Origin of the sequence: Jiangella asiatica, from assembly GCF_004349065.1 — a bacterium.
GTDB lineage: Bacteria > Actinomycetota > Actinomycetes > Jiangellales > Jiangellaceae > Jiangella > Jiangella asiatica.
This window is the reverse complement of record NZ_SMKZ01000036.1, coordinates 1-26884: the sequence shown is the minus strand read 5'-3', so window position 1 is coordinate 26884 and position 26884 is coordinate 1. Positions and strand designations below refer to the sequence as shown.

Annotated in this window: 20 protein-coding genes and 1 pseudogene; 12 read left to right on the top strand and 9 right to left on the bottom strand. The window is 73.0% G+C overall.

Features of this window, described 5'->3' with window-relative positions:
- The first annotated feature begins 10 nt into the window (after positions 1-10).
- Positions 11-2917 (top strand): helix-turn-helix transcriptional regulator, encoded by a 2907-nt coding sequence (locus E1269_RS33890; protein WP_203433960.1) that lies wholly within the window; start codon positions 11-13, stop codon positions 2915-2917.
- Between the two features lie 49 nt (positions 2918-2966).
- Positions 2967-8303, top strand: a complete 5337-nt coding sequence (locus tag E1269_RS21795; protein WP_131898465.1) for a choice-of-anchor D domain-containing protein — start codon at positions 2967-2969, stop codon at positions 8301-8303.
- Positions 8304-8483: 180 nt separating this feature from the next.
- Here E1269_RS21795 and E1269_RS21790 read toward each other — a convergent pair whose 3' ends face one another.
- Both E1269_RS21790 and E1269_RS21785 read right to left on the bottom strand, forming a co-directional pair.
- On the bottom strand, positions 8484-9671 hold the full coding sequence (locus E1269_RS21790; protein WP_131898463.1) for an amidohydrolase: 1188 nt from the start codon (positions 9669-9671) through the stop codon (positions 8484-8486).
- On the bottom strand, positions 9672-10805 hold the full coding sequence (locus E1269_RS21785) for a glutamate--cysteine ligase (RefSeq protein ID WP_131898461.1): 1134 nt from the start codon (positions 10803-10805) through the stop codon (positions 9672-9674). It lies immediately after the preceding gene.
- A gap of 267 nt (positions 10806-11072) precedes the next feature.
- Between E1269_RS21785 and E1269_RS21780 the strand changes: the two genes are divergently transcribed.
- Together E1269_RS21780 and E1269_RS21775 are read left to right on the top strand one after the other, a co-directional pair.
- Entirely contained in the window at positions 11073-12044 is a 972-nt protein-coding gene (locus E1269_RS21780; protein ID WP_131898459.1) for an NAD(P)H-dependent flavin oxidoreductase, read from the top strand.
- Positions 12041-12736, top strand: coding sequence for a glycerophosphodiester phosphodiesterase (locus E1269_RS21775; RefSeq protein WP_203433959.1), 696 nt, complete (start codon positions 12041-12043; stop codon positions 12734-12736). The genes E1269_RS21780 and E1269_RS21775 overlap by 4 nt, the downstream gene beginning before the upstream one ends.
- A 25-nt stretch (positions 12737-12761) precedes the next feature.
- On the opposite strand, the gene E1269_RS21770 is transcribed toward E1269_RS21775, so the two are convergent.
- The 3 genes from E1269_RS21770 to E1269_RS32440 form a co-directional block, all read right to left on the bottom strand.
- Positions 12762-13223, bottom strand: a complete 462-nt coding sequence (locus tag E1269_RS21770; RefSeq protein WP_131898457.1) for an NUDIX hydrolase — start codon at positions 13221-13223, stop codon at positions 12762-12764.
- Positions 13224-13249: 26 nt separating this feature from the next.
- Entirely contained in the window at positions 13250-14422 is a 1173-nt protein-coding gene (locus tag E1269_RS21765; protein ID WP_131898455.1) for a class I SAM-dependent methyltransferase, read from the bottom strand.
- 82 nt (positions 14423-14504) lie between these two features.
- Positions 14505-14642, bottom strand: a complete 138-nt coding sequence (locus tag E1269_RS32440) for a hypothetical protein (protein ID WP_162606559.1) — start codon at positions 14640-14642, stop codon at positions 14505-14507.
- A 428-nt stretch (positions 14643-15070) separates the two neighbouring features.
- Between E1269_RS32440 and E1269_RS21755 the strand changes: the two genes are divergently transcribed.
- The 6 genes and pseudogenes from E1269_RS21755 to E1269_RS21730 all read left to right on the top strand — a co-directional run bounded on the left by E1269_RS21755 (position 15071) and on the right by E1269_RS21730 (position 19349).
- On the top strand, positions 15071-15622 hold the full coding sequence (locus E1269_RS21755) for an AAA family ATPase (protein WP_162606558.1): 552 nt from the start codon (positions 15071-15073) through the stop codon (positions 15620-15622).
- A 4-nt stretch (positions 15623-15626) separates the two neighbouring features.
- Positions 15627-16040 carry a GNAT family N-acetyltransferase gene (locus tag E1269_RS21750; protein ID WP_131898450.1) on the top strand — a complete coding sequence of 138 codons (414 nt, stop codon included), beginning with the start codon at positions 15627-15629 and terminating at the stop codon, positions 16038-16040.
- 19 nt (positions 16041-16059) lie between these two features.
- Positions 16060-16179: pseudogene (locus tag E1269_RS34365) on the top strand (tyrosine-type recombinase/integrase); the annotation flags it as partial.
- Between the two features lie 337 nt (positions 16180-16516).
- Positions 16517-16816: a co-chaperone GroES gene (gene groES / locus E1269_RS21740; protein WP_026877429.1), complete on the top strand. Its 300-nt coding sequence runs from the start codon at positions 16517-16519 to the stop codon at positions 16814-16816.
- Positions 16817-16932: 116 nt separating this feature from the next.
- Positions 16933-18546 carry a chaperonin GroEL gene (gene groL, locus E1269_RS21735; protein WP_131898446.1) on the top strand — a complete coding sequence of 538 codons (1614 nt, stop codon included), beginning with the start codon at positions 16933-16935 and terminating at the stop codon, positions 18544-18546.
- 83 nt (positions 18547-18629) lie between these two features.
- Positions 18630-19349, top strand: a complete 720-nt coding sequence (locus tag E1269_RS21730; RefSeq protein ID WP_131898444.1) for a hypothetical protein — start codon at positions 18630-18632, stop codon at positions 19347-19349.
- Here E1269_RS21730 and E1269_RS21725 read toward each other — a convergent pair.
- Positions 19346-20590 (bottom strand): galactose oxidase, encoded by a 1245-nt coding sequence (locus tag E1269_RS21725; RefSeq protein ID WP_131898442.1) that lies wholly within the window; start codon positions 20588-20590, stop codon positions 19346-19348. The two genes, E1269_RS21730 and E1269_RS21725, sit on opposite strands and share 4 nt — an antisense overlap.
- Before the next feature lie 152 nt (positions 20591-20742).
- Between E1269_RS21725 and E1269_RS21720 the strand changes: the two genes are divergently transcribed.
- Positions 20743-22656: a sialidase family protein gene (locus E1269_RS21720; RefSeq protein WP_239000986.1), complete on the top strand. Its 1914-nt coding sequence runs from the start codon at positions 20743-20745 to the stop codon at positions 22654-22656.
- Positions 22657-22769: 113 nt separating this feature from the next.
- Positions 22770-23765 carry a TIGR03557 family F420-dependent LLM class oxidoreductase gene (locus E1269_RS21715; protein WP_131898438.1) on the top strand — a complete coding sequence of 332 codons (996 nt, stop codon included), beginning with the start codon at positions 22770-22772 and terminating at the stop codon, positions 23763-23765.
- Between the two features lie 162 nt (positions 23766-23927).
- Here the strand turns inward: E1269_RS21715 and E1269_RS21710 are convergent, their stop codons facing one another.
- The 3 genes from E1269_RS21710 to E1269_RS21700 are packed head-to-tail and all read right to left on the bottom strand — an operon-like array spanning position 23928 to position 26796.
- Entirely contained in the window at positions 23928-24737 is an 810-nt protein-coding gene (locus tag E1269_RS21710; RefSeq protein ID WP_131898436.1) for an ABC transporter ATP-binding protein, read from the bottom strand.
- Positions 24734-25813 (bottom strand): putative F420-0 ABC transporter permease subunit, encoded by a 1080-nt coding sequence (locus tag E1269_RS21705; protein WP_131898434.1) that lies wholly within the window; start codon positions 25811-25813, stop codon positions 24734-24736. The genes E1269_RS21710 and E1269_RS21705 overlap by 4 nt, the downstream gene beginning before the upstream one ends.
- 2 nt (positions 25814-25815) lie before the next feature.
- On the bottom strand, positions 25816-26796 hold the full coding sequence (locus tag E1269_RS21700; RefSeq protein ID WP_203433958.1) for a putative F420-0 ABC transporter substrate-binding protein: 981 nt from the start codon (positions 26794-26796) through the stop codon (positions 25816-25818).
- Positions 26797-26884 lie beyond the last annotated feature (88 nt).

Here is a 26884-nt window from a genome sequence, read left to right as displayed (position 1 = left end):
GGTGGCGCCGGTGAGCACGAGCACGGACGGCAGGCGGGTGGTCTCGCCCACGCTGGTGGGCCGCTCCGCCGAGCTGGAGCGCCTAGCCGCCGTGGTGTCGTCGCCGCCGTCGGTGGTGGTGGTCGACGGCGAGGCGGGCATCGGCAAGACCCGTCTGGTCACCGAGCTGGCCGCCCGGCCCGAGGTCGCCGACCAGCGGCTGCTGGTGGGGCGCTGCCACCGCATCCGCGAGTCCTTCCCCCTCGGCCCGGTCATCGAAGCCCTGCGCGGCGTGGGCGAGGCGCTGGCCGCGGTGACGTTGTCGCCGGTGGCCGGGGCGCTGCGGCCGCTGCTGCCCGAGCTGGCCGACCTGCTGCCGCCGGCGCCGGAGCCGTTGGACGACCGCGCGGCCGAGCGGCACCGCATGTTCCGCGGGCTGGTCGGGCTGCTGGAGTCGCTGAGCCCGGCGGTGCTGGTGCTCGAAGACCTCCACTGGGCCGACGAGCAGACCGCCGACTTCGTCCGCTACCTGCTGGCCGAGCCGCCGCCGAAGCTGTCGCTGGTGCTGACGTTCCGCGGCGAGGAGGTCGAGCCGGGCATCCGGGCGCTGACCGCGGCGCTGCCGGCGGCCACCGGCCGGGCCGAGATCGTGCTCGCTCCGCTGGACCGCGAGCGCACCGGCGAGCTGGCCGCGGCCATCATGGACCTCAACCGGGTGTCCGATGAGTTCGCCGGCTACCTGCGCGAACGCACGTCCGGGCTGCCTTTCGCCATCGAGGAGCTGCTGGCGCTGATGCGGGCGCGCGGCACCCTGATCCGGCGGGGCAGCGGCTGGGCCCGCCGCGCCCTGGACGAGCTGGACGTGCCGGCCGGCATCCGCGACTCCGTCCTGGAGCGGGTCAGCGGGCTGACCACGCCGGCGCGCACGCTGGTGGAGGTCGCGGCCGTCCTGCAGGTGCCGGTGGCACACGGGGTGCTGTTCGCCACCGCCGGCTGGACAGGTGAGCAGGGCAACCGGGCGCTGGAGGAGGCGCTGAGCGCCGGGGTGCTGGCCGCGCAGCGCGGCGACTACGGCTTCCGGCACCTGCTGGCCGCGCAGGCGGTGTACGAGGCGATCCCGCAGCCGCGCCGCGGTGAGCTGCACGGCCGGGCTGCTGACGCGCTGCGGGTGAACACCCCGGTCCCGCTCGGACAGGTCGCCCACCACCTGCGCTACGCCGGCCGGCTGGAGGAGTGGGCGGTCGCGGCCGGTCGGGCGGCCGACCAGGCCATCGGGCTGGGCAACGACGCCGAGGCGGTGCGGCTGCTGGAGGCGGTGCTGCGACACGCGCCGCTCACGCCGGAGCAGGCCGGGCCGCTGGCGGTGACGCTGGCCCGGTCGGCCATCGAGGCGCTGCGAGCCGGGGAGGTCGTCGACCTCGTCGGCGCCGTGCTCGACCTCGACCTGGCGCCGGAGGTCCGCGGCGAGCTGCGGTTCCGGCTCGGGCTGGTGCTCCACGAGGCCGGCGACGATCCCAAGCGGGCAGCCCGGCTGTTCGCGGCCGCCGTCGACGAGCTGGACGACCGGCCCGATCTCAAGGCCTGGGCCATGGTCATGCTCGGCATCCCGGTGACGCCGGACGTCGCGCTCGCGGAGTACCGGCCGTGGCTGATGCGGGCGCTCGAGGTCATCCCCGACGTCGGCGACCCGCCGTTCGAGGTGTTCCTGCTCGGCAAGATCGCCATGGTGCTCGTGCCCATCGGCGACCCGGTCTGGCGCGAGCTGCTGGCCCGGATCGAGGCACGCACCGGCGGCCAGCCTCGGCACCGGCGCGAGGTGAACGCCTACTGGTCGGTCGGAGCCGAGGCCTGCTTCGCCGGCCACTACGACGTGGCCGACCGGCTGCTCACCACCGGGCGGCGGGTCGCCGACGCCAGCGAGAGCGCGCGGCTGGCGCTCAGCCTGCGCTCGGCCCTCGCCCTGCTCGACCTGTGCCGCGGCTCCTGGACCGGCCTGGGCGACGAGGTCGGCGTGCTCATCGACGAACTGGCCGGCCACCCGCGGGCGAGCATCGACGTCCAGGTCGTCCCGGCGGTGCTGGCGCTGGCCCGCGGTGAGCTGGACGAGGCGCACCGGCTGCTGGGCGACCTGGTCGACCAGATCGAGGAGCTCGGCGGGTTCGACGTCCTCCCGCTGCCGGTGACGGCGCTGATCCGGCTGGCCCTGGCCCGCGACGACGTCGCGCTCGCGGCGGCCACCGCGGACCGGCTGCTCGCCGTCGTCGAACCGAAGGGCGTCTGGGCGGCGGGCGTGCGTGCCTTGCCCGCCGCGGTCGAGGCACTTGTGGCCGCCGGGCGCGGGGCCGAGGCGGCCATCGTCGTCGACCGGTACGAGGCCGCGGTGGCCGGGCTGGACACCCCGCTGGCGGTGCCTGCGTTCCATCACGCTCGCGGGATCCTCCAAGCCGGCGACCCCGCGTCGGCGGCGCGCGAGCTGACCGTGGCCGCCGACCACTACGCCGCGCTGAGCTGCCCGTACGAGGCGGCGCAGGCGCGGGAGCGGGCCGGCCTGGCGCTGCTGGAGGCCGACCGGGCCGACGACGCCGGCGGGGCGCTGCGGGCGGCGCTGGCCGGGTTCCGCGAGCTGGGCGCGTCCTGGGACGCCGGCCGGGTGGCGCAGGCGGCCCGGCAGCACGGTGTCACCGTCCCGGTGCACCACCGCGGCGGCCGGCCGAGCTACGGCGCGGAGCTGTCGCCGCGCGAGCGCGAGGTGGCCGAGCTCGCCGCGGCCGGGCGCACCAACAAGGAGATCGCGGCCGACCTGTACCTCTCGGTCAACACCGTGGCCCGGCACATCACCGCGGCCATGCGCAAGCTCGGCGTCACGTCCAGGGTGGCGATCATCCACCGGCTGCGCGACGAGGCCGGCCAGGTCGAGACGGGCGGCCAGCAAAATTGACGACTATTCGTCATAGTCATCCCGGACGACGATGCAGCACCCTGTGCTGATGGACGATCCCTACCGCTTGGCTCGAACGCGGCGCGGAGGAGTGCTGGCGCTGGTGGCACTCGCGATGATGTCCGTGCTCGCGTTGTCCCCCGGGCCGGCGGTGGGGGTCGTCGAACCGCCCGGGCCGGAAGCGCTCACCGCTGACCCGGCCGCCGATCCGGCCGCCGACGGCGTCGCGGACCCCGTCGGCGGCTCGGTCCTCGGCTGGGACGCGGCCTTCTTCGGCCCGGGCCTGGACGGCACCGTCACCGCGGCGACGGTCTGGGACGACGGCACCGGCCCGGCCCTGTATGTCGGCGGCCTGTTCCGCACGGCCGGCTCGCAGGTGGTCAACCAGATCGCCCGCTGGGACGGCACCAGCTGGACGCCGCTGGCCGGGCCGGACGGCGTCGGTGTCAGCGGCTCGGTCTACTCGCTCGCGGTGTACGACGGCGACCTGATCGTCGGCGGCTCGTTCAGCCGGGCCGGCGGCGTGCGGGTCAACCAGATCGCCCGCTGGGACGGCATCAGGTGGTCACCGCTGGACGGCCCGGCCGGCGCCGGCGTCTCGCACGAGCGCGAGCCGGCCGTGCTGGCGATGACGGTCTACGACGGCGCGCTGCTGGTCGGCGGCTCGTTCAGCCACGCCGGCGGAGTCCCCGTCAATCACGTCGCCCGTTGGGACGGCACCGGCTGGTCGCCCCTGCAGGGCGAGACCCGCCCCGGTGTGCGGCACCTGAACGTCCCGTCCGCGGCCGCCGTCACGGCGCTGGCGGTGTACGACGGCGACCTCATGGTCGGCGGGCGCTTCACCGAGGCCGGCGAGACGCAGATCAACGGCATCGCCCGCTGGGACGGCCTGCAGTGGACCGCTCCGGCCGGTGCCGGGACCGGCCTGACCGGCTTCGGCATCCCGAGCGTCATGTCCTTCGCCGTGCTCGACGGCGACCTCGTGGCCGGCGGGTTCTTCTCCGGCATGGGGACGGTCGCGGCCGGCAACGTCGTGCGGTGGGACGGCACGACGTGGTCCCCGCTGGGCGCCGGCTTCGACAACGCGGCGAACACGCTGACCGTGGTGGACGGCGCGCTCTACGCCGGCGGCACCTTCGGAACCAGCGGCGGTACCCAGGTCAACCGGGTCGCCCACTGGGACGGCGCCGCCTGGGCGCCGCTGGCGGGGGCCGGCGGCACCGGTGTGGCCGCGGAGTTCAGCGCGGCCGTCAACGGCCTCGTGTCCTACGACGGACGGCTCGTGGTGGTCGGCGGGTTCGACACCGCCGGCGGGACGGTCGCGAACAACCTCGCGTCCTGGGACGGGGCGGCCTGGACGGCGCTCGCCGGCCTCGGGTCCACCGGCCTGAGCGGCGGCGGCCCGGTCATCCACGACCTGGTCGAGTACGACGGCGACATCGTGGCGGCCGGGTCGTTCGGCGCGGCCGGCGACGCCGTCGCGAGCATGATCGCCCGCTGGGACGGCACCACCTGGGCGCCGCTGGGCGGCGGCATCGACGGGTTCGCCGTCAACGACCTCCTCGTCCACGACGGCGTCCTCGTGGCCGCCGGCAACTTCAGCCGGGCCGGCGACGCCGGGGTCCGCAACCTCGCCAGCTGGAACGGCAGCACGTGGTCGTCGCTGGGCGGCGGCGTCGACCGCGAGGTCCGTGCCCTGGCGGTGCTCGACGGCGACCTGGTCGCGGGCGGCTCCTTCACCGAGGCCGGCGGCGTGCCGGCGAACCGCATCGCGTCCTGGGACGGCGAGACCTGGACCCCGCTGGGCGACGGCGTTGACGACCGCGTGCGTGCGCTCACCGTCCACGACGGCGACCTCGTGGTCGGCGGCGCGTTCTCGCAGGCCGGTGGTGTCGAGGTCAACAAGGTCGCGCGCTGGGACGGCGCCGCCTGGTCGCCGCTGGGCGCCGGTACGAGCAGCCAGGTCGACGCACTGGCCGTGTACGACGGCGACATCATCGCGTCCGGCGGCTTCCTCGAGGCCGGCGGCGAGCGGGTTGACCGGATCGCCCGCTGGGACGGCGAAGCGTGGTCGCCGCTCGACCTCGGCCTGAACAACTCCGCCACCGAGCTCATCGAGTTCCAGGGCGACCTCATCGCGGCCGGCTCCTTCGTCGAGGCCGGCCGGGTGCGTGCCGACCGGGTCGCGCGCTGGGACGGCACCGCCTGGTCCGCGTTGACCGGGCCGGCCGGCAACGGTACCGACGGCGCGGTGTCCGCGTTGCTGGCCCGCGGCGACGAGCTGACGGTGGGCGGGTCGTTCAGCACCAGCGGCGGCCTGCCGGCCTGGAACCTGGCGTCCTACGGTCCGCTGGACCTGGTGGCGACGCCGGCCGAGGTGGAGTTCGGCACCGTCACCATCGGTGCGAGCACGGAACCGACCCGCGTGACGCTGACCAACGCCGGCGACGACGACATCGCCGTCGCGTCCGTGACCGCGCCGGACGCGCCGTTCGAAGCCGCGGGCGGTACCTGCGGCGCGGCACCGTTCACGCTGGCACCCGGCGCCAGCTGCACGCTGGACTACACGTTCGCCCCGTCCGTCGACGGCCGCGCGACCGGCACGGTCACCGTCACCAGCGACGCGCGCACCGACTGGCTGCCGCTGACCCTCACCGGCACCGGCACCCCGCCGGTCCCGGCCGCGGACGTGACGCCGGACGCGCTCAGCGCCGAGGTCGTGGCGGGGGAGACCGGCACCGACACCGTCGCCATCGGCAACACCGGCGAGGCGCCGCTGACCTGGAGCGTCCTGGGCACCGACGGCGCGGCGGCCGCCGGCACGGGCTCCGTGCTGCACCCGGCCGGACCGGCGACCGTCCCGGACACCGTCGCCGGCACCGACAGCCCGACCGGCTTCGGCACCGACACCGAGGCCGGCGGCGGCGACGCGGCCGCGCCGGCCGAGCCGTTCGCGGCGCCAGGCGACCAGGTGACGCTGACCCATTCCGCGTCCACCGAGATCGTCCGCGACCACAGCCTCGCCTGCAGCGGCCCGCTCGGGACCACCGACGAGACCGCGTACCTGCGCACGTTCACGCTGGCCGACTTCGGCATCGTCGACGACTTCGACGTCTCCGAGGTGACCTTCGGCGTGCAGCGGCTCAACACCACCGCGCCGATCACGGTGAACCTCTACACGCTGGACGGCGAGCTGACCTACGCCAACCTGACCCGAATCGGCACCGCCACCCAGGAGCTTGAGTTCCAGGCGTTCACCATGGTGAGCGTGCCGGTGACCGGTTGGGCGCCGGCCGGCTCCACCCTGGTCGTCGAGATCGTGGCACCGACGTTGTCCGGTACCGGCGCGTTCTACCCCGGCTCCAACGCCGCCGGCGAGACCGCGCCGACGTACGCGGCCGCGGCCGGGTGCGACACCCCGGAGCCGACGCCCGTGGCCGAGCTCGGCTCGCCGGACATGCACCTGGTGCTCGCGGTCACCGGCGGCGAGCGGCCGGTGTGCACGCTGCCGGAGTGGCTGTCGGCCACGCCCGCCGCCGGTACTACGGCGCCGGGCGCGACCAGCGAGGTGACGATCGGCTACGACGCCGCCGGGCTGCCGGCGGGAGAGCACGCCGCGACGCTGTGCGTGGAGACTGACGACCCCGTACGGCCGCTGGTGGCCGTGCCGGCGACGCTGACGGTGGCCGAGCCGGCCGCGTTCGAGCTGGCGGTCGAGGCGGAACGGGTCCGGCCGTTCTACTACCGGACGCACCTGACGTGGGCCGGCGCACCCGGCGACGAGCTCGACGTCTACCGCGACGGGGAGCTGCTGGCCACCACGGCCAACGATGGTGCGTACACCGATGAGCTGGGCCGGGTCCGTGCGGTGACGACGTTCGAGTACCGGCTCTGCGTGGCCGGCACCGACACCTGCGCCGACCCAGTCGAGATCGAGATCGACCCGAAGCCGGGCCGGCTCGCCGTCACCACCACCGCGCTGCCGCCGCTGAACGTGCTGGAGGCCTACGGCGCCACCCTGCGCGCCTCCGGCGGCGAGGCGCCGTACACCTGGGCCGCGACCGGCCTGCCGCCCGGCCTGACACTGACCCCGTCGTCGGGCCTGATCGGCACCGACGCGGCGGCGCCGGCCGTCACCGACGCCGCACCGGCGACGGTCGCCGTCACGGTCACCGATGCCCGCGGCTCCACCGCGACGGCCGAGCTGCCGCTGGACGTGCTGGGCGTGGAGAACATCGCGATGGGCGAGGAGCACACCTGTGCGCTGGTCGAGGGCGGCACGGCGTACTGCTGGGGCCACAACCTCTCCGGTCAGCTCGGCACCGGCACGTCCGGCGAAGAGCCCACCGTTGTGCCGGTCCGGGTGCTCACCGACGTGACCGACCTTGCCGCCGGTTCCGAGCACACCTGCGCCCTGCACGTCGACACGACGGTGTCGTGCTGGGGCTTCAACGGCGCGGGCCGGCTCGGCACCGGCGACGAGGTCAGCTCCGCCCAGCCGCGCACCGTGGTGGCCTCCGAGGCCGGCGGGGCCCCGCTGACCGGCGTCGTCGACATCGTGGCCGGTAGCACGCACACCTGTGCCCTGCTGAGCGACGGCACCGCCCGCTGCTGGGGCTACAACTACTGGGGCGCGCTGGGCACCGGGTCCATCGGGCAGCGAACCGTGCCCGCCGCCGTCGTCGACCCCGCCGACACCAGTCGCCCGTTCTCCGGGCTGACCCAGCTCAGCGCGGGCAGCTACCACACGTGTGCGGTGGTCGAGGGCGGCGCGGCGTACTGCTGGGGCTGGAACGTCGCCGGTCAGCTCGGCATCGGCCGGGCCAACCCCGGGCCCACCACGCTGCCCTCCGCCGTCGTCGCCGGCGCCTCGGGCGAGCCGCTGACCGGCATCGCCGAGATCGGCGCCGGCAACGTGCACACCTGCGCCGTCCTCGCCGACGCCACCGCGCATTGCTGGGGCCAGAACGCGTACGGGCAGCTCGGCAACGCCGCCGCGCCGGCCAACAGCTCGGTGCCGCTTCCGGTGGTCGACGGTGCCACCGGCGAGCCGCTCGCCGGTATCGCCGGCCTGGGCGTCGGCGGGCTGCACTCGTGCGCCGTCACGGCCGCCGCCGGCGCCACCTGCTGGGGCCTCAACGAGAGCGGCCAGCTCGGCGACGGCCGCACCGCGGACCGCGACGTCGCCGGCACCGTGCTTGCGGCGGACGGCGAACCGTTCGGTGCCGTGGCGGCGCTGGCGAGCCGGCAGTTCCAGAGCTGTGCGGTGAGCGTGACCGGTGCGCTGTCCTGCTGGGGCGCGAACGACCGCGGTCAGCTCGGCGACGGCAGCACGACCGACCGCACGTCACCGACCCCCGTCCGCCCCGCGTCGCCCGGGGAATGAGGCTCTCCTGCCGCTTTCCGTGGGATGCGTAGGACCCTCGAAATGATCACGTTCAGCACGAGATCTCGTGTCGCACCATGCTTGCAAGCCTCGTGAGGCGCGAGAAGTCCTCGTAACGGCCGCAAGAACCACACAGATCGGTCGCGAGCCCCAATATCGGCCCCCAGTATCGGCAGGGTGTCAGGGACGCGGCGGGGTGGACGACGCAGCCAGAGCCGTCAGCGCCGTGCTGACCATGACCCGCACACCGTAAGCGAGCGCCTTCTCGTCGATGTCGAAGTCGCCCTGGTGCAGGTCGCCCATCTTGGGCAGGCTGCTGCCGTGCACGCCGACGCGGGCCAGCGCCAGCGGCACCCGCTCGCCGTACCAGGCGAAGTCCTCGCCGCCCATGCTGGTCTCGGTGCCGGTGAGCGAGTACTCGCCCAGCTCGGCGGTGACGGCCTGGCGCAGCAGCCGCACGCAGGACTCGTCGTTGACCACCGGCGGGACCCCGCGCTCGTAATGCACGTCGACGCTGGCGCCGCTGGGCGAGGCGATGTCGCGGACGACGGCGCGCACGAACTTCTCCGCGTCGGCCCACGCCGAGTGGTCGAGCACGCGGACGGTTCCGCGCAGGATGCCTTCGGACGGGATGGCGTTGGGCGGGCCGCCGGCCTGGATGGCGCCCCACACCAACGAGAACCCGGCGCGGATGTCGATCTGACGGGCCAGCAGGGCCGGGGTGTCGACGGCGATGCGCGACAGGACGTCGACGATGTCGACGGTCAGCTGCGGCCGCGCGGTGTGCCCGCCTGGGCCGCCGACGCGCACCTCGACGAGGTCGCAGGCCGCGGTGATGGGGCCGGGACGGATGCCGACCTGGCCGACCGGCAGCCGCGGATCGCAGTGCAGTGCGAACGCCCGCTCGACGCCGTCCAGGGCGCCGGCCGCGATGACCTCGCGGGCGCCTGCCATGATCTCCTCCGCCGGCTGGAAGATGACCCGGACCCGGCCCGGCAGCTTCGGCACCTTCGCCAGCGCCATCGCCGCGCCCAGTGCCATCACGGTGTGCGCGTCGTGGCCGCAGGCGTGGCACACGCCGTCGACGGTGGAGCGGTACGGCACGTCCTTGAGGTCGGGCAGCGGAAGCGCGTCGATGTCGGCTCGCAGCGCGACCGTGCGCGGACCGGAGCCGATGTCGACGACGACACCGGTGCCGCGCGGCAGCACCCGCGGCTCGAGGCCGGATGCGGCGAGCTGCCGGACGAGCAGGTCCGTCGTCTGGTACTCGTTGAGGCCGAGCTCCGGCCGTGCGTGCACCATGCGCCGTAGCGCGATCAGTTCGTCGGTATGAAGGTCCAGCCAGCTCGCGAGCCAGTCATAGGCCACTTACGTCAACCCCGTCGCCATCTCTTCCAAGAGGCTGTCGACGACCTTCGTCAAATCACCGCCGTTCGCCTCTGCAGTTGTTCGCTGTCGCTGGTAGCTCGCGCCGTGCGCGACAATGCGTTCAATACCCGCAAGCTCTTCAGCGCAGGACAGTCTACGGGCAATGGGCATGAGTTCGTCGGCCAAATCGAGCAAAGCTTGGCGCAGCGGCACCACGGTGTCCTGGTCGTCTACGATGACCTCCGCGTCCAGGCCCCACCGGGCCGCGCGCCACTTGTTCTCGCGCACTACCCAGTTCTTCGGCACCGGCAGCGTATAGCCGCGGTCCAGCTCCCGATCGAGCCGTTCGACGACGCACTGGGCGAGTGCGGCGATGGTGCACACCTCGTCCAGGGTGGGCAGCCCGTCACAGATCCGGAGCTCGACGGTGCCGAAGTCGGGGTGTGGCCGGATGTCCCACCACACCTCGCGGACCGACTCGATGGTCTGGGTCGAGATCAGCGTGTCCATGTAGCTCTCGAACTGGTCCCAGCCCGACAGCTGGTACGGCAGCCCGGCGGTGGGCAGCGACTCGAACACCTTGCTGCGCGACGACGCCAGCCCGGTGTCGTGACCCACCCAGTACGGCGATGACGCGGACAGCGCCAGGAAGTGCGGCACGTACGTGGTCAGCGCATTGACAATCGGGATGACTTTCCGCGGTGACCGGACCCCGACGTGGACGTGCACGCCGAAGATCTGCAGCCGACGGGCGAGCCACTGGAGGTTCTCGACCAGCTGCTCGTACCGTGGCTTGGGACTGATCTTCTGGTTGGCCCAGTTGCTGATCGGGTGGGTGCCCGCACACATGAGCCCCAGCCCGCGGCGCTCCGCGGCGGCGGCGACGGTACCGACCGTGGCGGCCAGATCGGCCCGTGCCTCGGCGACGGTGCCGCAGACGCCGGTGACGACCTCGACCGTCGACTGCAGCAGCTCGTGCTTGGCCTTGGGGTGCTCCTCGGCGCCGGCCGGCCGGATCTCCTCGAGGATCTCGACGGCGCCGGCGGTGAGTTCGCGGGTCTCTATGTCGACCAACTGCAGTTCCCATTCGACACCCAGACTGCTGCGATCGGACGGCGTAAAAGGAATCTGCATGCCCGGAGTGTGACATGTATCCCGGTAATTATGGAACGCCCTGTCTCACGTCGTTTATTACAGAAAGTGACTGAACGAGATGACAAAAGGCATCGCTCGGCCGAGAGTGCGAGTCGCGGAACTGCGTCCGGGGAGCGCGAGTCACACCCGTGGGCTGGTGAAGATCCATTTTCGCACTCGGGTCGGAGCGCTGACAAGACGCGGACCTTGCCTTGCGAGCAGTCCTGCGCCACCATCGCGGCGTTGGCACGGGCAAGGAGGCAGGCCATGATGCGGACCCCGTTGTGCGACGTGCTCGGAATCGACGTCCCAGTGATCTGCGCTCCGTTCGGGCCGTGGGAACAGGTCGAGCTGGCGGCTGCGGTGTGCGAGGCCGGTGGTCTGGGCAGCCTCGGCACCGCGGTCACGCCGCTGCCGGTGCTGCGCGACCAGTGGGCGCGGCTGCGCGGGCTCACCGGCCGGCCGTTCGCCATCAACCACACCATGCGCCCTCTCGACCGCGACGCCTTCGAAGCGACGCTGACCGAGCGTCCCGCCGTCATCTCCTTCCACATCGGCGACCCCGGTGATCTGGTGGCGCGGGCGCACGACGCCGGGATCCGCTGGATGCAGCAGGTGTTCGACCTCGACCAGGCCCGCCGCGCCGTGGATCTGGGCGTGGACGTCATCGTCGCGCAGGGCGGCGAGGCCGGTGGCAACGGCGGCCAGGTGTCCACGATGGTCATCGTCCCGGCCGTGGTCGACATCGCCGGTGACATCCCGGTGGTCGCGGCCGGCGGCATCGCCGACGGTCGGGGCCTCGCGGCGGCGCTCGCGCTCGGTGCGCAGGGGATCAGCCTCGGCACCCGGTTCCTGGCCAGCGCCGAGGCGTCCGTCGCTGCGTCCTGGAAGGAGTCGCTCGTCGCCGCCGACGCGACGGACGCGGTGAAGGCCGATTTCGCCGACGCGGTGCTGCCGCCGCTGTCCCCCGGCGGGTATCGGGCCGTGCCACGGGTGCTGCGCACGCCGTTCGTCGACCGCTGGAACGCCGATCCCGACGGTGCCGCCGCGGCGTCCGGCCGGCTGCGCGGCGAGATCCTCGACGCCATCGGGGCCGGCCGCCTGCACGAGTACCTGCCGTTTGCCGGTCAGTCCGCGGCGCTGGTGCACGACGTGGCGCCGGTCCGCGAGATCATCGATCGCATGGTGATGCAGGCGAGCGCCGCACTGGACGGCGCGCGGAGGTCGCTGGCGTCGTGAGGAACCCGCCGATCGCCTTCGCGCACCGCGGCGCCATGGCGCAGGCGCGCGAGAACACCCGCGAGGCGTTCGAGCTGGCGCTGCGGCAGGGCGCCACCGGCCTGGAGAGCGACGCCTGGCTGACGGCCGACGGGCAGGTGGCGCTGGACCACGACGGCATCGTCGGCCGCCGGCCGCGGCGCCGCCCGATGGCCGAGATCGCCCGCACCGACCTGCCCGGCCACGTCATGACCCTCGACGAGCTGTACGCCGTCTGCGGCACCGGCTTCGAGCTGTCCCTGGACGTCAAGGACCCCGCAGCGGTTCCGCGCATCGTCGAGATCGCCCGGGCCGCCGGGCCCGACGTGCCGCGCCGCCTCTGGCTGTGCCACCCGGAGCTGGAGCTGCTGGCGTCGTGGCGGTCGCTGGCCCTGGATGTCCGCCTGGTCGACTCCACCCGGGTGAGCCGGATGTCCGACGGGGTCCGCCAGCGCGCCGCGACCCTGGCCGCGCGCGGCATCGACGCGGTCAACCTGCACTGGCTGGACTGGACGGAGCTGTACGTCGGGCTCTTCCACGACGCGGGCGTGTACGCGTTCGGCTGGGACGCGCACAGCCGCTCGGCACTGACCCGGCTCGTCGCCACCGGCGTCGACGCCGTCTACGGCAACCACGTCGAGCGCATGCTGGCCGCGATCGCAGCCCTTCGGTGACGTGCGGCCGTGTGGCGGTTCGCACTCACACCTGGGCGCCGAGGCGATCCAGGAAGGCCGCCTGGGCCTTGACGATCTTCTCCCGGGCGGTACCCAAGTCGAACCACGCCACCCGGTCGACCTCGGGGAACGCCTGCCGCCGCCCCGAGCGCGGGGGCCACTCCAACTCGAACGTCCCGGGGACGACCGCGGCCGGGTCGAGGTCGCCGGCCAGCGCCCACGCCGTCACCGTCTTGCCGCCGGACTGCTTCACCGTGCCGAGCTCGACGAGGTCGCCGTCCGGGACCGGCAGGCCGAGCTCCTCGGTGAACTCGCGGCGCGCGGCCGCCGCCGGTTCCTCGTCGTCGTCGTACTCGCCCTTCGGGATGGACCAGGCTCCGGCGTCCTTGCGCGTCCAGAACGGCCCACCCATGTGCCCGAGCAGCACCTCGACGCCGTCCGGCCCGGTCCGCCACAGCACGATGCCCGCGCTCCGCTTGCCCGCCATGGCACGAGTCTGCCGTAGGTTCCCGGTCATACGGGCTGCGCCACCAGCACCGTCGCGCGCCCCGACACCCGGGTGACGACGAACGTGGCCGCCGCGTCGCCGCGGGGCCGGACGGCCGCGCGCAGCCGCTCCGGCAGCACGTCGACGCCGCGCTTCTTCACCGTCAGGGTGCCGATCCCGTGCTCGCGGACGTGCCGGCGCAGCGCCTTGACGTCGTAGGGGAGCCGGTCGGTGATCCGGTACGCACGCGCGAACGGGGTCGGCACGTGCCGGTCGGCCGCCACGTAGGCGATGGTCGGGTCCACCAGCGCGCCGCCGACGGCGTCCGCGACCGCCGTCACCAGCCCGGCCCGGATCACCGCCCCGTCGGGCTCGTAGAGGTAGCGGCCGGGGTCGCGGACGCCGGAGCCCGGGTCGTCGGCGTCGGTGAGGGTCGCGCCCGACGGCAGCAGCGTGGCCCGCCGCCGTACCCCGGCGGCGGCGAACCGGCCAGACCACAGCGCCGCCTCCTTCACCTCGCCGCGTTCGGACACCCACTCCGCCTCGACCCCGTCCGGGAGCCGCGAGTGCGGGATGCCGGGCGCGACCTTGACGCACGCCGTCGACGCCAGCAGCTCGAGGACGAACGGCCACGGCGGCCGGTAGGCGTCGGGGTCGAACACCCGGCCGCGGCCGGTGCGCCGCGCCGGGTCGCAGACGACGGCGGCGAAGTCCGACCGGTCGACGGCGGCGGCGTCAGCCTCGACGACCGACGCCGCCAGGCCGAGCGCGGCCACGTTCGCGCCGGCCACGTGCGCGGTCAGTGGATCGGCCTCCACCGCGGTCACGTCCAGGCCGGCCCGGGCCAGCTCGATCAGGTCGCCGCCGATGCCGCAGCACAGGTCGGCGACGCGCGCACCGGCTCCGAGCGTCGCGGCGATCCGGGCGGCCCGGTGCCGGGCGACGGCGGCCCGGGTGGCCTGCTCGTAGCCGTCGACGGTGAACAGCAGCCGGGCCGCGTCGGCGGCGTCGAACTTGTCGACGGCGCGGGCTCGCAGCCGCGCCTGGGTGAGTGCCGTGGCCACCAGCGCCGGCGGGTGTCGGCGGCGCAGCCGGGTGCCCAGCGCGAACTCGTCCTCCCGGCCGTACGCCGCGGACGCTTCGGCGAGCAGCGCGGACCCGGCTGGTGAGCTGAGCGTGCGGAGGGTTTCGACGTCCACGGCCACACCCTCGCACAGGCCCGCGGCGCGCTCAGCGGACCTTCCGGCCGGCGCGGCCTCGTGCCGGCTCCGGGAACCCGGTTCAGCCCCGTGCGAAGCTCCAGTCCAGCACGCGCAGCGCACGCAGGGCGTTCCATCGGCTGGTGCCGTCCCTCGCCCTCGTCCAGTTGACCGGCATCGCGCCGGGATGGCGGTTGTCCAGCGCCCGTCGTAGTGCCACCAGGTCGGGAACGCGAAGCGGTCACGCCGGAGCCGACCCTACGATCGCGCTCGATCGCTCCACGGGTCGGCTTCCGCCGGAACAGCCGGCGATCCAGGAGGTGTTCCTGCCGCGCGGGCGCGCCTCGGTGACGTCCGGCGGGACTCCCCGCGCCCGTTCCCGCGCGAGAAGGGCTTCCAGGACGCAGATCGTGGTGGAGAACGACGACCGTTTCGAGCCGTTCTCCGCCCCCGGAGGGGTCGTCTGGCACTCACCTTGACTGCGATGTGCACACCCTGCACCGCGCGACGCGGCACGTGACAGGCGTTGATCCCGTTGCGTATCGGCCGCTTGTTGCTGCTCTCGTCGTCGTGCGGGGACCTCTCGGGGACCCAACGACGTCGGTTCGCGTCGATTGGTTAACGTTCGGGCTGTAACTGGAGGTCTTCGTGCATCGAGGATTGCTGCTCAGCGGCGTTGCTGGTGTTGGGAAGTCGACGATCTCGAGCGAGATCGGCCGGTCTCTCGTCGCCGCCGGAAAGGTCATCGCCCTTGTAGACGCTGACGCGCTTGCCCAGTTCGGGCCCGCGATGGAGGGCGAACCGCTGGCGGACCGCCGAGCGTTTTACGACCGCTTGAAGTGCGCCAACGTGTCCTCGGTCTGGACGAACTTCAAAGAGCTGGGCGCCCGCTTCGTTGTGGTGGCTGGCTGCATTGATCATCTCGCCGTGCGAGAGGAGTACATCGCGAGCCTTACCGGATGTGAGGTCACGATGTGTCGGCTGGTGGCCCCGACCGATACCGTCCGCCGGCGTCTCCGCGCACGAGAGGAAGGGGCGAAGCTCGAAGGGCTACTTTCGACACTCACGCGGCACGAGGCGGAGCTTGAAGCGGCCGCCGTTGAGGACTTCGTCGTCGCCAATGACCGCAGCGTCGCCGAAGTTGCTCGCGAGATCCTCGTCCGGGCCGGATGGGTCGATCAGCTTGAGTCACGGTGGTGAGCGTATGAACGTTCGCATCACGCCGGCCGACCCGGGCTCGCTCACACTGGCCGTTCGCCGGTTCATGGACACCGATGCCGGCGCTGCCTTCACCGACGCACCAGGCACTCTGGCGTTCGTGGCGTCTGTCGGTACCACCACCTGCGGGTGGGCGTGGGGGTATCACCTAGTCCGACCCGACGGTTCATCGATGCTGTACCTCCATCAGCTCGAGGTCGACCAGGCGCATCGTCGTTCTGGAATCGGCCGGAAGCTACTCTGCGCGTTCATGGCAGCGGGAGCGACGGCCGGCGCAACGAAGATGTTTCTCACCACCGGCGCGGACAACCTCGCCGCGCGTGCCCTCTACGACGCTGAGGGTGGTGGGTTGGCGTCAGAAGGGCCGACCGTCAACTACTGGTTCCGGCTGAGCCAGTGAATGGCGCTCCTCGAACGCGCGGGTGCACGACCTGCGGCACACGGCCGCGACAATGTGGTTGTCCAGCGGCGTCCCGCCCAAGACTGTACAAGCCTGGCTCGGCCACAGCAGCGCGACGCTGACGCTCGACACGTACGCACTTCCTGCCGTCGAGTGAGAATCGGAGCGGTCTTGAACACATGAATCGGGTGTTGGGGGACCTGATGGGGACCACGCGAGCCGTTCGTGGCTCCAAGCGTCGTCGTCGCCGGTCGTCATGACGGCGGTGACCAGGCTTGATGCGGCCAGGTCGAAAGATCGACATGGTTCGTCTGGCACTCACCTTGACCGAGTGCTAAGCACGGACTACGTTGAGTGTTGGCACTTTCACCTCGAGAGTGCCAACGGTCCTTCCGCCGGCACCCGCGACGACGGCGGCATGCGGCCGGTCCACAAGCAATCATTCGTGACATCCCGCGAAAGGGGAGGTCAGACAAGTGTCGGTCTCCATCAAGCCACTCGAGGACCGCATCGTGGTCAAGCCGCTGGAGGCGGAGCAGACCACGGCGTCCGGGCTCGTCATCCCTGACACCGCCAAGGAGAAGCCCCAGGAGGGCGAGGTCGTCGCCGTCGGCGAGGGCCGTTGGGACGAGGACGGCGAGAAGCGTATCCCGCTCGACGTCAAGGTCGGTGACGTGGTGCTCTACTCCAAGTACGGCGGCACCGAGGTGAAGTACGGCGGCGACGAGCTGCTGATCCTCTCCGGCCGTGACGTTCTCGCCATCGTGCAGAAGTGACGCGCCGGTCATCCATGTGAGTGACGACGCCCTGACCTGACGGCTCGCCAGCCGCTCGGGTCGGGGCGTTCTCTCGTCGTCCGGCCGTCAGACATCCGAAAGGGACCGGTTTCCCCATGCCCAAGATCCTCGAATTCGAGGAGGACGCGCGCCGGAGCCTCGAGCGCGGCGTCGACTCCCTCGCGAACACCGTCAAGGTGACGCTGGGCCCCAAGGGCCGCAACGTCGTCCTCGACAAGAAGTTCGGGTCGCCCACCATCACCAACGACGGCGTCACCATCGCCCGCGAGGTGGAGCTGGAGGACCCGTACGAGAACCTCGGCGCCCAGCTGGCCAAGGAGGTCGCCACCAAGACCAACGACGTTGCCGGTGACGGCACCACCACCGCGACGGTGCTGGCCCAGGCGATGGTCCACCGCGGCCTGAAGTCCGTGGCCGCCGGCGCGTCGCCGATGGCCATCAAGCGCGGCATCGACGCGGCCGTCGAGGCCGTGCGCGCGGCGCTGGTCGACTCCGCCCGTCCGGTCGACGAGAAGTCCGAGATCGCGTCGGTGGCGGCCATCTCCGCCCAGGACACGGGCATCGGCGAGGTCATCGCCGACGCGTTCGACCGGGTCGGCAAGGACGGCGTGATCACCGTCGACGAGTCGCAGACCTTCGGCACCGAGCTCGAGTTCACCGAGGGCATGCAGTTCGACAAGGGCTATCTCAGCCCGTACTTCGTCACCGACGCCGAGCGGCAGGAGGCCGTCCTCGAGGACGCGCTCATCCTGATCAACCAGGGCAAGATCTCGTCGGTGAGCGACCTGCTGCCCCTGCTGGAGAAGGTCGTCCAGGCGGCGAAGCCGCTGCTGATCATCGCCGAGGACGTCGACGGCGAGGCGTTGTCCACCCTCGTGGTCAACAAGATCCGCGGCACGTTCACGTCGGTCGGGGTCAAGGCGCCGGGCTTCGGCGACCGCCGAAAGGCGACGCTGCAGGACATCGCGGTGCTGACCGGCGGCCAGGTCGTGGCCGAGGAGGTCGGCCTCAAGCTCGACCAGGTCGGTCTCGAGGTGCTGGGCTCGGCCCGCCGCGTCGTGGTCACCAAGGACGACACCACCATCGTCGACGGCGGCGGCTCGCAGGCCGACATCGACGGCCGGGTGGCGCAGATCCGAGCGGAGATCGAGAACACAGACTCCGACTGGGACCGCGAGAAGCTGCAGGAGCGGCTGGCCAAGCTGGGCGGCGGCGTCGGCGTCATCAAGGTCGGCGCGGCCACCGAGGTCGAGCTGAAGGAGCGCAAGCACCGCATCGAGGACGCCGTCTCGGCCACCCGGGCGGCCATCGAGGAGGGCATCGTCGCCGGCGGCGGCGCGGCCCTGGTGCACGCGCGGCCGGCCATCGACGCGCTGGACCTGTCCGGCGACGAGGCCACCGGCGCCGACATCGTCCGCGGTGCCCTCGCCGAGCCGCTGCGCTGGATCGCCGAGAACGCCGGCCAGAACGGCTACGTCGTCGTGGCGAAGGTCGAGTCCGGCCAGGCCGGGCACGGCTACAACGCCGCCACCAACGAGTACGGCGACCTCATCGCCGACGGTGTGCTCGACCCGGTCAAGGTGACGCGCTCCGCCGTCGCCAACGCCGCGTCCATCGCCAGCCTGCTGCTCACCACCGAGGTGCTCGTCGTCGACAAGCCCGAGGAGCCCGAGCCCGTGGGCGGCCACGGCCACGGTCACGGCCACTGAGGTCCGGTTCAACCGTTCCGGCGACGGCCCGGGTGCCCCGATGGTGTGCCCGGGCCGTTCGCCTGTCGCGGTGCCCTGAGACCATGGCTGACGTGACGTACGCCCGCCGCTGGACCCTGCTGCTGTCCGGGCTGTCGGTGCTGGCGCTCGCGGCATGCGGGACGGAGTCGGCGGCCGGGCCCGCGCCGGCCGACCAGCTCGCCGACCGGGCGGCCGAGATCGGCGTCGCGCCGGAGATGATGTACGCGGTCTCGCTGGACGGGTTCGCGCCGGCGTGGCAGTCGATCGGTGTGCACGGCGACTCCGGCTACAACGCCGCCTACGTCTCGACGGACGGCGCTGTCGCGATGCTCACCGTCGACCCGCGCGGCATGACCGACGCCGACTGCCCGGCCCGGCCGCTGGCCACGGCCGCCGATCCCGCGGCCGCCGTGGAGTGCACCGCCGAGGGCGACGGCTGGTACCGCGTCAGCGGCGACCAGCACGAGTACGTCGCCGTGCACGACGGGGTCGCGGTCGCCCTCGGCGCGGGCGTCGGCACCGTGGACCGCGAGGCGCTCGCCGACGCCGTCGCCGGCGCGCATCCACCCACCGCCGACGAGCTGGACGAGCTGTTCCCGCCGGAACGCGGCGACCCCGGCGGCGCGCCCGTCGACCGCGGCGACCTCCCGGCCGAGGGCGACGGCGCTCCGATCAACTACGAGCCGTCCGGCAGCGACTCTGGGCTGCCGTTCGTCGTCGGCGGGCACGACATGGTCGGGCACTGGCCCGCCGCCTCCGCCGTCGGCCTGCTCAGCGCCTAGAAGCGCGCCTTCCAGACGCGCGGGGTCCGGATGCCGGGGCCGATCTCGCCACTGGCGACGACGAGGTCACCGTCCCAGTCGACGGCGGGCGTGGTGGCCGGCGGCGGGCCGGGGAAGAACCCGTCGGGCTGCCAGCGGTCGCGGCGCGTGTCGTAGCGGAGCACCTCCACGTTGAAGCCGGTGTGGTGGTCGTAGATCCAGGTGACGACGTCGTTGTGCCGGTTCCACTCCTCCGAGCCGGGCGCCGCGGCGTTGCGCAGCGCGACGTGGTGCTCGATGAGGTTCCAGCGGTCGATGTCCTTGTCGCCGCCGGCGACGACGATGCCGGTGCGGCCCACGGCGTGGGCGAGACCTGCCGTCACGCACCACGGCAGGTCGGCCACCCGCCGCCAGCCGTGCCGGCGCGGCTCGTAGGCGTAGGCGTCGCGGTAGAAGGTCCAGCTCTTGTCCGCGTGCTGTGCTCGCCCGCTCATGACGTAGAACCGGCCGTCCTGTGCGGCGCCGACGGCGACGGTGCGCGGGTCGCCCGGCCAGGTGGGCAGCGCGGTCCAGCCGCGGTCGGGACGGTCGAGGTCGAGGGCGACGAAGTCCGCGCCCTCCGCGACATACACGACGTCGTCGACGATGCCGGCCACGGCGTACGACATCGGCCGAGGGAGATCCGGCAGATCCTCGCGCTCCAGGGTGCCGCGGCCGGCGTTCCAGCGCAGGTAGTAGACGTCGGCGAACTTCTCCGCCGGCCGCTGCGCGGTGCCGGCGGGTCCGCCGCGGAACCCCTCGCCGCCGATCACCAGCATGCCGTCGTCGGTGCTGACGGTGGCCGCGTAGCCGACGGCGTCCGGGAGCCGCAGGTCGGTGTCGAGCCAGCGGTGGTCGTCGCCGTCGCGGCGCAGCACGAAGGCGTCGGTCCAGTACACCTTGCCGAGCGTGTTCGTCCTGGTGGCGGTGCGGGCCGGTTCCGGGAAGTTTGCGCCACCGGCGACGATGAGATGGTCGCCGTGCGTGCCGGCGATAGGGCCGGCCAGGCCGGGCTGGCCCCAGTAGGGCTCGCCGACGGGGACGGCCTCGTGCCAGTCCGTGGTGTTCGGGGGGACGTCGGCGAGCTGGGTCCACGACGCGCCGCGCTCGCCGGCGGCTCCGGTCGTGCCCGTGGCTCCGGCCGGGACGGTGCCGGCGGCCCACGCAGCGCCGGTGGCCGCGGCACCGAGGGCCAGGGTGCGTCGTCGGCTCAGCTGGGTCATGTCCGCCTCCCCGTGCGCCACATGAGTGGGATGTCGGATATAGAACAAGTCCAATCACCCGTCGTCAAGACCTTGACACATTCTTGACACATATCCCATATGTGATGTGGGATTTATTACCACGGGGACAACTCCGACCAAGGAGGTTTCTCGTGGTGACATCGGCTCGTCCGCGCGGCGTCGTCGCGGCTACCGCTGCTCTTCTCGCCGCCGCTCTACCTGCCGCCGTCCTCTCCGCGGCCAGCGCGGCGACGCTACCGTCGACGGCGTCAGCGTCCAGCGCCGACACCCGCGGCATCCGGCAGACCGTCGTCTTCGAGTCCGGGACCGCGGGCTACGACACGTTCCGCATCCCCGCGATCGTCCGTACCGACGAGGGGACGTTGCTCGCGTTCGCCGAGGGCCGGGTGGGCGGTGGCGGCGACACCGGCGACATCGACCTGGTGCTGCGCCGGTCGTTCGACGGCGGCTACAGCTGGGGGCCGCTCCAGGTGGTCGGCGACAACGGCCCCAACGTGTTCGGCAACCCCACTCCCGTCGTCGACCCAGCGACCGGCGACATCGTCCTGCTCAGCACGCACAACGCCGGCGACGCCTCGGAGGCGGAGATCATGCGTGGCGAGGTCACGCCCGAGCAGAGCCGCCGCGTCGCGGTCCAGCGCAGCACCGACGACGGTGCCACCTGGTCGGCGCCGGTCGACATCACCGCCGACACGAAGCTGCCGGAGTGGCGCTGGTATGCCACCGGTCCGCTGCACGCCATCGCGCTGGAGCACGGCGAGCACGCCGGCCGGCTGGTCGCACCCGCGAACCACTCCACCAGCCCGGCGCCGGGCTCCGCCGACACCGGACAGGAGGCCAAGTACTACGGTGCCCACTCGCTGTACAGCGACGACGGCGGCCTGACCTGGCAGATCGGCGGCATCGACACGCCGCTGAACGGTGTGCTCAACCCGAACGAGAACACCGTCACAGAGCTGGCCGACGGTACGCTGTACTTCAACGCCCGCGACCAGAACGGCGGCAGCCTCGGCACCCGCGGCTCCACCACCAGCAGCGACGGCGGCGCCTCCTTCGACGCGCCGTACCAGCTGGTGGAGGGCCTGGTGACGCCGGTCGTGCAGGGGTCGGTGATCCGCCTGCCGGGCGAGGAGGACCGGCTGGTCTACTCCGGCCCGGCCGACCCGTCCGCGCGCGCCGAGCTCACCCTGCGCTACAGCTTCGACGAGGGCGACACCTGGCGGGAGGGCCTGACGCTGCACGACGGACCGGCCGCGTACTCCGACCTGGTCGACGTCGGCCGCCGGACGCTCGGTGTGCTCTACGAGAACGGCGACTCCGGCATCTACGAGCGCATCACCTACGCCAGCGTGCCGACCGTGCTGCTCGACCGGCCCACGCCCGGCCAGCCGGCCGTGATCACCCCGGACGCCTCGGGCAACGGCCAGGACGGCGAGGTCGCGGGCTCGCCGGACCAGGTGGACGGCGTCTTCGCCGGTGCGCTGGAGTTCGCCGCCGGCGAGCACGTCGCGGTGCCGATGAGCGCGCGGCTCGACGTCGGCGCCGGCCCGTTCACCGCCGCGGCGTGGTTCCGCAGCGACGGTCAGACCGACCAGGCGCTGCTCTGGGCGTACGGCGTCGGCAGCAACCGCAACCAGTGGTGGGTGCGGCTCGAGCCCGGCGCGAACCGCATCCGGGCGCTGGTCGACACCGACACGTCGTCGGCGTCGCTGTCGGCGACCGGCGGCTACGCCGACGGCGCCTGGCACCACGTCGCGCTGGTGCGGTCCGTGGAGGCGATCATCCTCTACGTCGACGGGGCGCCGGTCGCAACGACGGCGCCGATCACGGGCACCGTCACCGCCGACGCCACCGCCGGGCTGCACCTCGGGGTGCGCCCGGACGGCGCCAACCAGCTCACCGGCGCCGTCGACGAGGCCTGGCTGCTCGACCGCGCGGCGTCGGCGGCCGAGGTGGCGGCGCTCGCCGACGGCAACGCGGCACCTGACGGAGCCGCCCTCCTGCACCTTCCGTTGGACGAGACCAGGCGCGCGCCGCTGGCCTGACGCCGCCGCCTGCCCTGGGCCGGCACCGTCGCGAGCCGGCCCAGGATGTCAGGAGATAGTCTGCCGGAGCAGCCGCGTTCGTTCGTCCGCTGGGCAGGGTCGAGAGGGAGCCGATGACCTCGGGGAAGGCGCCGGTCGGTTATTCGGCGATGTTGGAGCGTTTCGCGCCCTCGGAGGTCGTCGAGCTGACGGTCGCGGCCGAGAACGCAGGGTTCGACGGCGTCATGGCCGACGATCACTTCCAGCCCTGGACTCCGCACCAAGGCCAGTCGGGCTTCGTCTGGAACGTCATGACGGCGATGGCCGAGCGGACCCGCGGCACCGTCGGCGTCGGCGCCACCTGCCCGTCGTTCCGCTGGCACCCGGCGGTCGTCGCGCAGGCCGCCGCCACGCTGGAGCAGCTGTACCCAGGCCGGCACTGGCTCGGCGTCGGCTCGGGTGAGGCCGTCAGCGAGCACGTCGTCGGCGGCTACTGGCCCGAGGCGCCGCAGCGGATCGCCCGCATGTTCGAGGCGATCGAGATCATCCAGAAGCTCTTCACCGGCCGCGACGTCCGCCATGACGGCCGCTTCTTCACCCTGGAGCGCAGCCGGCTGTGGACCATGCCGGCCGCACCGCCGCCGGTCTACGTCGCCACCTCCGGCCCGGTGACCGCGCGCCGGGCCGGCGCCACCTGCGACGGGATGATCACGGTCGCGTCCACACTGGAGAAGGTCGCCACCCTGTTCGCGCGGTTCGACGACGGCGCCCGGTCGGTCGGCAAGGACCCGGCGGTGCTGGCGAAGATCGTCCAGGTGCACCTGTCGTGGGCGCCGGACCCGGCGCAGGCCGCGGCGCAGGCGGTCGCCGAGTGGCCCAACGGCGGCATGCGCTTCTCCAAGGCCGACATCCGCTCGCCGCACGACTTCGAGCAGCTGGCCCGGATGGTCCGGCCCGAGGACTTCGAGGGCCGCGTGCTCATCTCCGCCGACCTCGACGCCCACCGGCACGAGATCCAGAGCTACCTCGACCTCGGCGCCACCCACGTCTACCTGCACCAGGCCGGATCGGACCAGCGCACCTGGATCGACACCTTCGGCCGCGAGGTCCTTCCCAAGCTGGCCGTTTGAGCCCTGGGCCGTCGGCATCGCCCTCGCCCCGTCAGCCACACCGTTGATCTTGGAGTTTCCGCGGAATCTCTCGGACGAAAGGGGCGGCAACTCGGCGAAAACTCCAAGATCGACGCGGCTGCCGGGGCGAGGGCTGGCCGGTCTCGGGGGCGGCGGCGCCGGTCAGCCGGAGAGCGGCGAGAACGTCAGCACGGGGCGGCCGGTGCGCGGGTGCGGGTGGACGTCGCAGTCCACGCCGAACACGTCGCGGATCACCTCGGGGACGAGGACGTCGCGCGGCGACCCGGCCGCGGCCACCCGGCCGTCGCGCAGCAGGACCACCTCGTCGCAGTAGGCGGCCGCGAGGTTGAGGTCGTGCAGCGCGGCCAGCGACGTGACGCCGAGGTCGTGGACGAACCCCAGCAGCGCCAGCTGGTAGTGGATGTCGAGGTGGTTGGTCGGCTCGTCCAGCAGCAGCAGTCTCGGCTGCTGGGTCAGCGCCCGGGCCAGGTGCACCCGCTGCCGCTCGCCGCCGGACAGAGTGTGCCAGTCGCGGTCGGCCAGCTCACGCATCCCGACGGTGTCCAGGCTGTCCAGCGCCAGTGCCTCGTCGCTGTCGCCGGCCCGGTGCGGGGTGCGGCCCAACAGCACCACGTCGAGGACTCGCAGCGGGACGTCCGTCGTCGACTCCTGCTCGACGACGGCGACCCGGCGGGCGCGGTCGCGGCGGCGCATCGCGAGCAGATCGTCATCGCCGAGCCGCACGACACCGCCGTCGGGCCGGTTGGTCCCGCCCACGGCGCGCAGCAGGCTGCTCTTGCCCGCGCCGTTGGGGCCCAGCAGCCCGGTCAGGGTGCCGGAGCGGACGGCGAGGCTGACGCCGTCGACGATCAGGGTGCCGTCGGCCGACCACGAGACGTCGGCCACCCGCAGCGTGGACGATTCGTCCGCCGGGGCTGCCGGGCTCCGGACGGGGGACTCGGTGACTGTCATCGGCCTACCTTCCGGCGACGGAGCAGGACGGCGAACGCGGGAGCGCCCAGGAACGCGGTGACGACGCCCACCGGCAGCTCGCGCGGGTCGAACAGGGTGCGGGCCAGCGTGTCGGCCCAGATCATGAAGCTGGCGCCGGCCAGCGCGGACAGCGGCAGCACTCGGCGGTGCCCGGCGCCGACGACGAACCGGACGGCGTGCGGCAGCATCAGCCCGACGAACCCGATGGCGCCGCTGACCGCGACCGCGGCCCCGGTCAGCAGGGCCACCAGGGTCAGCAGCGTCCACCGGGTGACGTTGACGTCGATGCCCAGCGTGGACGCGGTGCTGTCGCCGAACGCGAACGCGTCCAGCGTCCGGCTCCGCGACACCAGCGCCGTGCCGACCACCACGAGCGCCACCGTCACGATCGCGGTGTCGGTCCACGATGCGCCGCCCAGCGAGCCGAGCAGCCAGCTGAGGATCTCGCGGTAGGAGTCGCCGGTGGCGGACCAGAAGATGACGAACGACGTCGCCGCCGAGCACAGGTACGACACCGCCAGCCCGGCCAGGACGGTGCGCGTCGGCGCGAGCTCGCCGCGCCGGTTGGCCAGCGCGAACGTGACCACGAGCGCGAGCAGGGCGCCGGCGAACGCCGCGACCGGCAGACCCAGCCAGCCCACCCCGAGCACCAGCACCGCCACGGCGCCGACCGACGCGCCGGACGACAGTCCCAGCAGGTATGGGTCGGCCAGCGGGTTGCGGGTCAGCGTCTGCATGACCGCGCCGCACAGCGCCAGCGCCGCACCGACGGCGGCTGCCGTCAGCACGCGCGGCAGGCGCAGCTCCCACACGATGCCGTCGCGCAGTTGCGACAGCGACGACGACGTCAGCTCGAGGTGGTCGCCGATGGAGCGCCAAACGTCCAGCGGGGCGATGTCGGCGGACCCGATGACGACCGCGAGGGTGATCGAGGCGACGAGCACCGCCGTCATCGCGGTGACCCAGGCCGCGGTCCGGGCGCCGCTCGAACGCCGACCGGCGCCCGGTGCGGGCGCCGGTGCCGGCGGGCTCGTGGTCGCGGGAGCGGCGGTCATGGTCACAGCCCCAGCTCGGCCAGCTGGGCGGCCAGGTCGACGACGGCCTGGGCGTTGCGGACCCCGGCCTCGGAGGCCGCGAACGGCAGGCGCAGGTACCGCTGCTCGGCGACGGCCGGCAGTGCCGCGGTGGCGGGGTTGCTCTCCAGGCGCTCGATCTTGTCGTCCGCGGTGTTCCAGGCCGCGTCGACCAGGACGATGACGTCGGGGTCGCGGTCGATGACCTGCTCCCAGCTGACGTTGGACCAGGTCGCGTCGACGTCGGCGAAGATGTTCTCCAGGCCGAGCTCGCGCATGATCATCGCCGGTGCACCGATGTCGCCGCCGACGAACGGCGCATCCTCCCCGGAGCTGAACCAGAACGCGGTGAGCCCGGCACCGGGCTCGGCCACCTGGTCCAGCAGCGCCTGCTGCTCCGCGACCAGGTCCTGGGCCCGGTCCTCGGCGTCGAAGAAGGACGCGACCTCGTGGATCTCGGCGAACAGCTCGTCGAACGTCATCGGGTCCGGCTGGTAGGCCGGGTCCTGGCAGGCCGCCGGCGACACGTAGGTGTCGATGCCGAAGTCGGCCAGCGAGGAACGCTCGCCCGCGGTGTCGGCGGCGAAGTTGCTCTCCCAGCCGCCGTAGACGAAGTCCGGTTCGACGTCGAGCAGCGCCTCCTGACCGGGCACGTTGTCCGAGAGCACGGGGACGGCGTCGAGCTGGCCGGCGTACTCGTCGGGCAGGGGGCCGTCGGCGAAGGCCGTTCCGACCAGCAGGTCGCCCAGGCCGAGCGCGAGCATCATCTCCGTCGAGGTCGACTTGATGGTCACCACGCGCTCCGGCGGGGCGTCGACGCTGACCTCGACGCCGCAGTTGTCGACGGTGACCGGTTCGGTCAGCGCGCCGGACGAGGGGTCGCCGCTGGCCGCGGCCGGGTCCGCGTCGCCGTCTGAACCGCCGTCGTCGTCCGAGCCGCAGCCGACGACGGCGGCGGCGAGCACGCCGGCCAGGAGGAGGGCGGCCCCGCCCCGGGTCGGGCGGGCGCGGGCACGTGGGGACGTTCGGGTGGTGTCTCTTATACCCATCTCC

What these genes read in the sequence shown, in the direction of transcription:
- E1269_RS21795 (WP_131898465.1), top strand. Translation starts at nt 2,967, where the DNA reads ATGGACGATCCCTACCGCTTGGCTCGAACGCGGCGCGGAGGAGTGCTG.
- E1269_RS21785 (WP_131898461.1), bottom strand. Translation starts at nt 10,805, where the DNA reads ATGCAGATTCCTTTTACGCCGTCCGATCGCAGCAGTCTGGGTGTCGAA.
- E1269_RS21780 (WP_131898459.1), top strand. Translation starts at nt 11,073, where the DNA reads ATGATGCGGACCCCGTTGTGCGACGTGCTCGGAATCGACGTCCCAGTG.
- E1269_RS21770 (WP_131898457.1), bottom strand. Translation starts at nt 13,223, where the DNA reads ATGGCGGGCAAGCGGAGCGCGGGCATCGTGCTGTGGCGGACCGGGCCG.
- E1269_RS21750 (WP_131898450.1), top strand. Translation starts at nt 15,627, where the DNA reads ATGAACGTTCGCATCACGCCGGCCGACCCGGGCTCGCTCACACTGGCC.
- groL (WP_131898446.1), top strand. Translation starts at nt 16,933, where the DNA reads ATGCCCAAGATCCTCGAATTCGAGGAGGACGCGCGCCGGAGCCTCGAG.
- E1269_RS21730 (WP_131898444.1), top strand. Translation starts at nt 18,630, where the DNA reads ATGGCTGACGTGACGTACGCCCGCCGCTGGACCCTGCTGCTGTCCGGG.
- E1269_RS21725 (WP_131898442.1), bottom strand. Translation starts at nt 20,590, where the DNA reads ATGACCCAGCTGAGCCGACGACGCACCCTGGCCCTCGGTGCCGCGGCC.
- E1269_RS21715 (WP_131898438.1), top strand. Translation starts at nt 22,770, where the DNA reads ATGACCTCGGGGAAGGCGCCGGTCGGTTATTCGGCGATGTTGGAGCGT.
- E1269_RS21710 (WP_131898436.1), bottom strand. Translation starts at nt 24,737, where the DNA reads ATGACAGTCACCGAGTCCCCCGTCCGGAGCCCGGCAGCCCCGGCGGAC.
- E1269_RS21705 (WP_131898434.1), bottom strand. Translation starts at nt 25,813, where the DNA reads ATGACCGCCGCTCCCGCGACCACGAGCCCGCCGGCACCGGCGCCCGCA.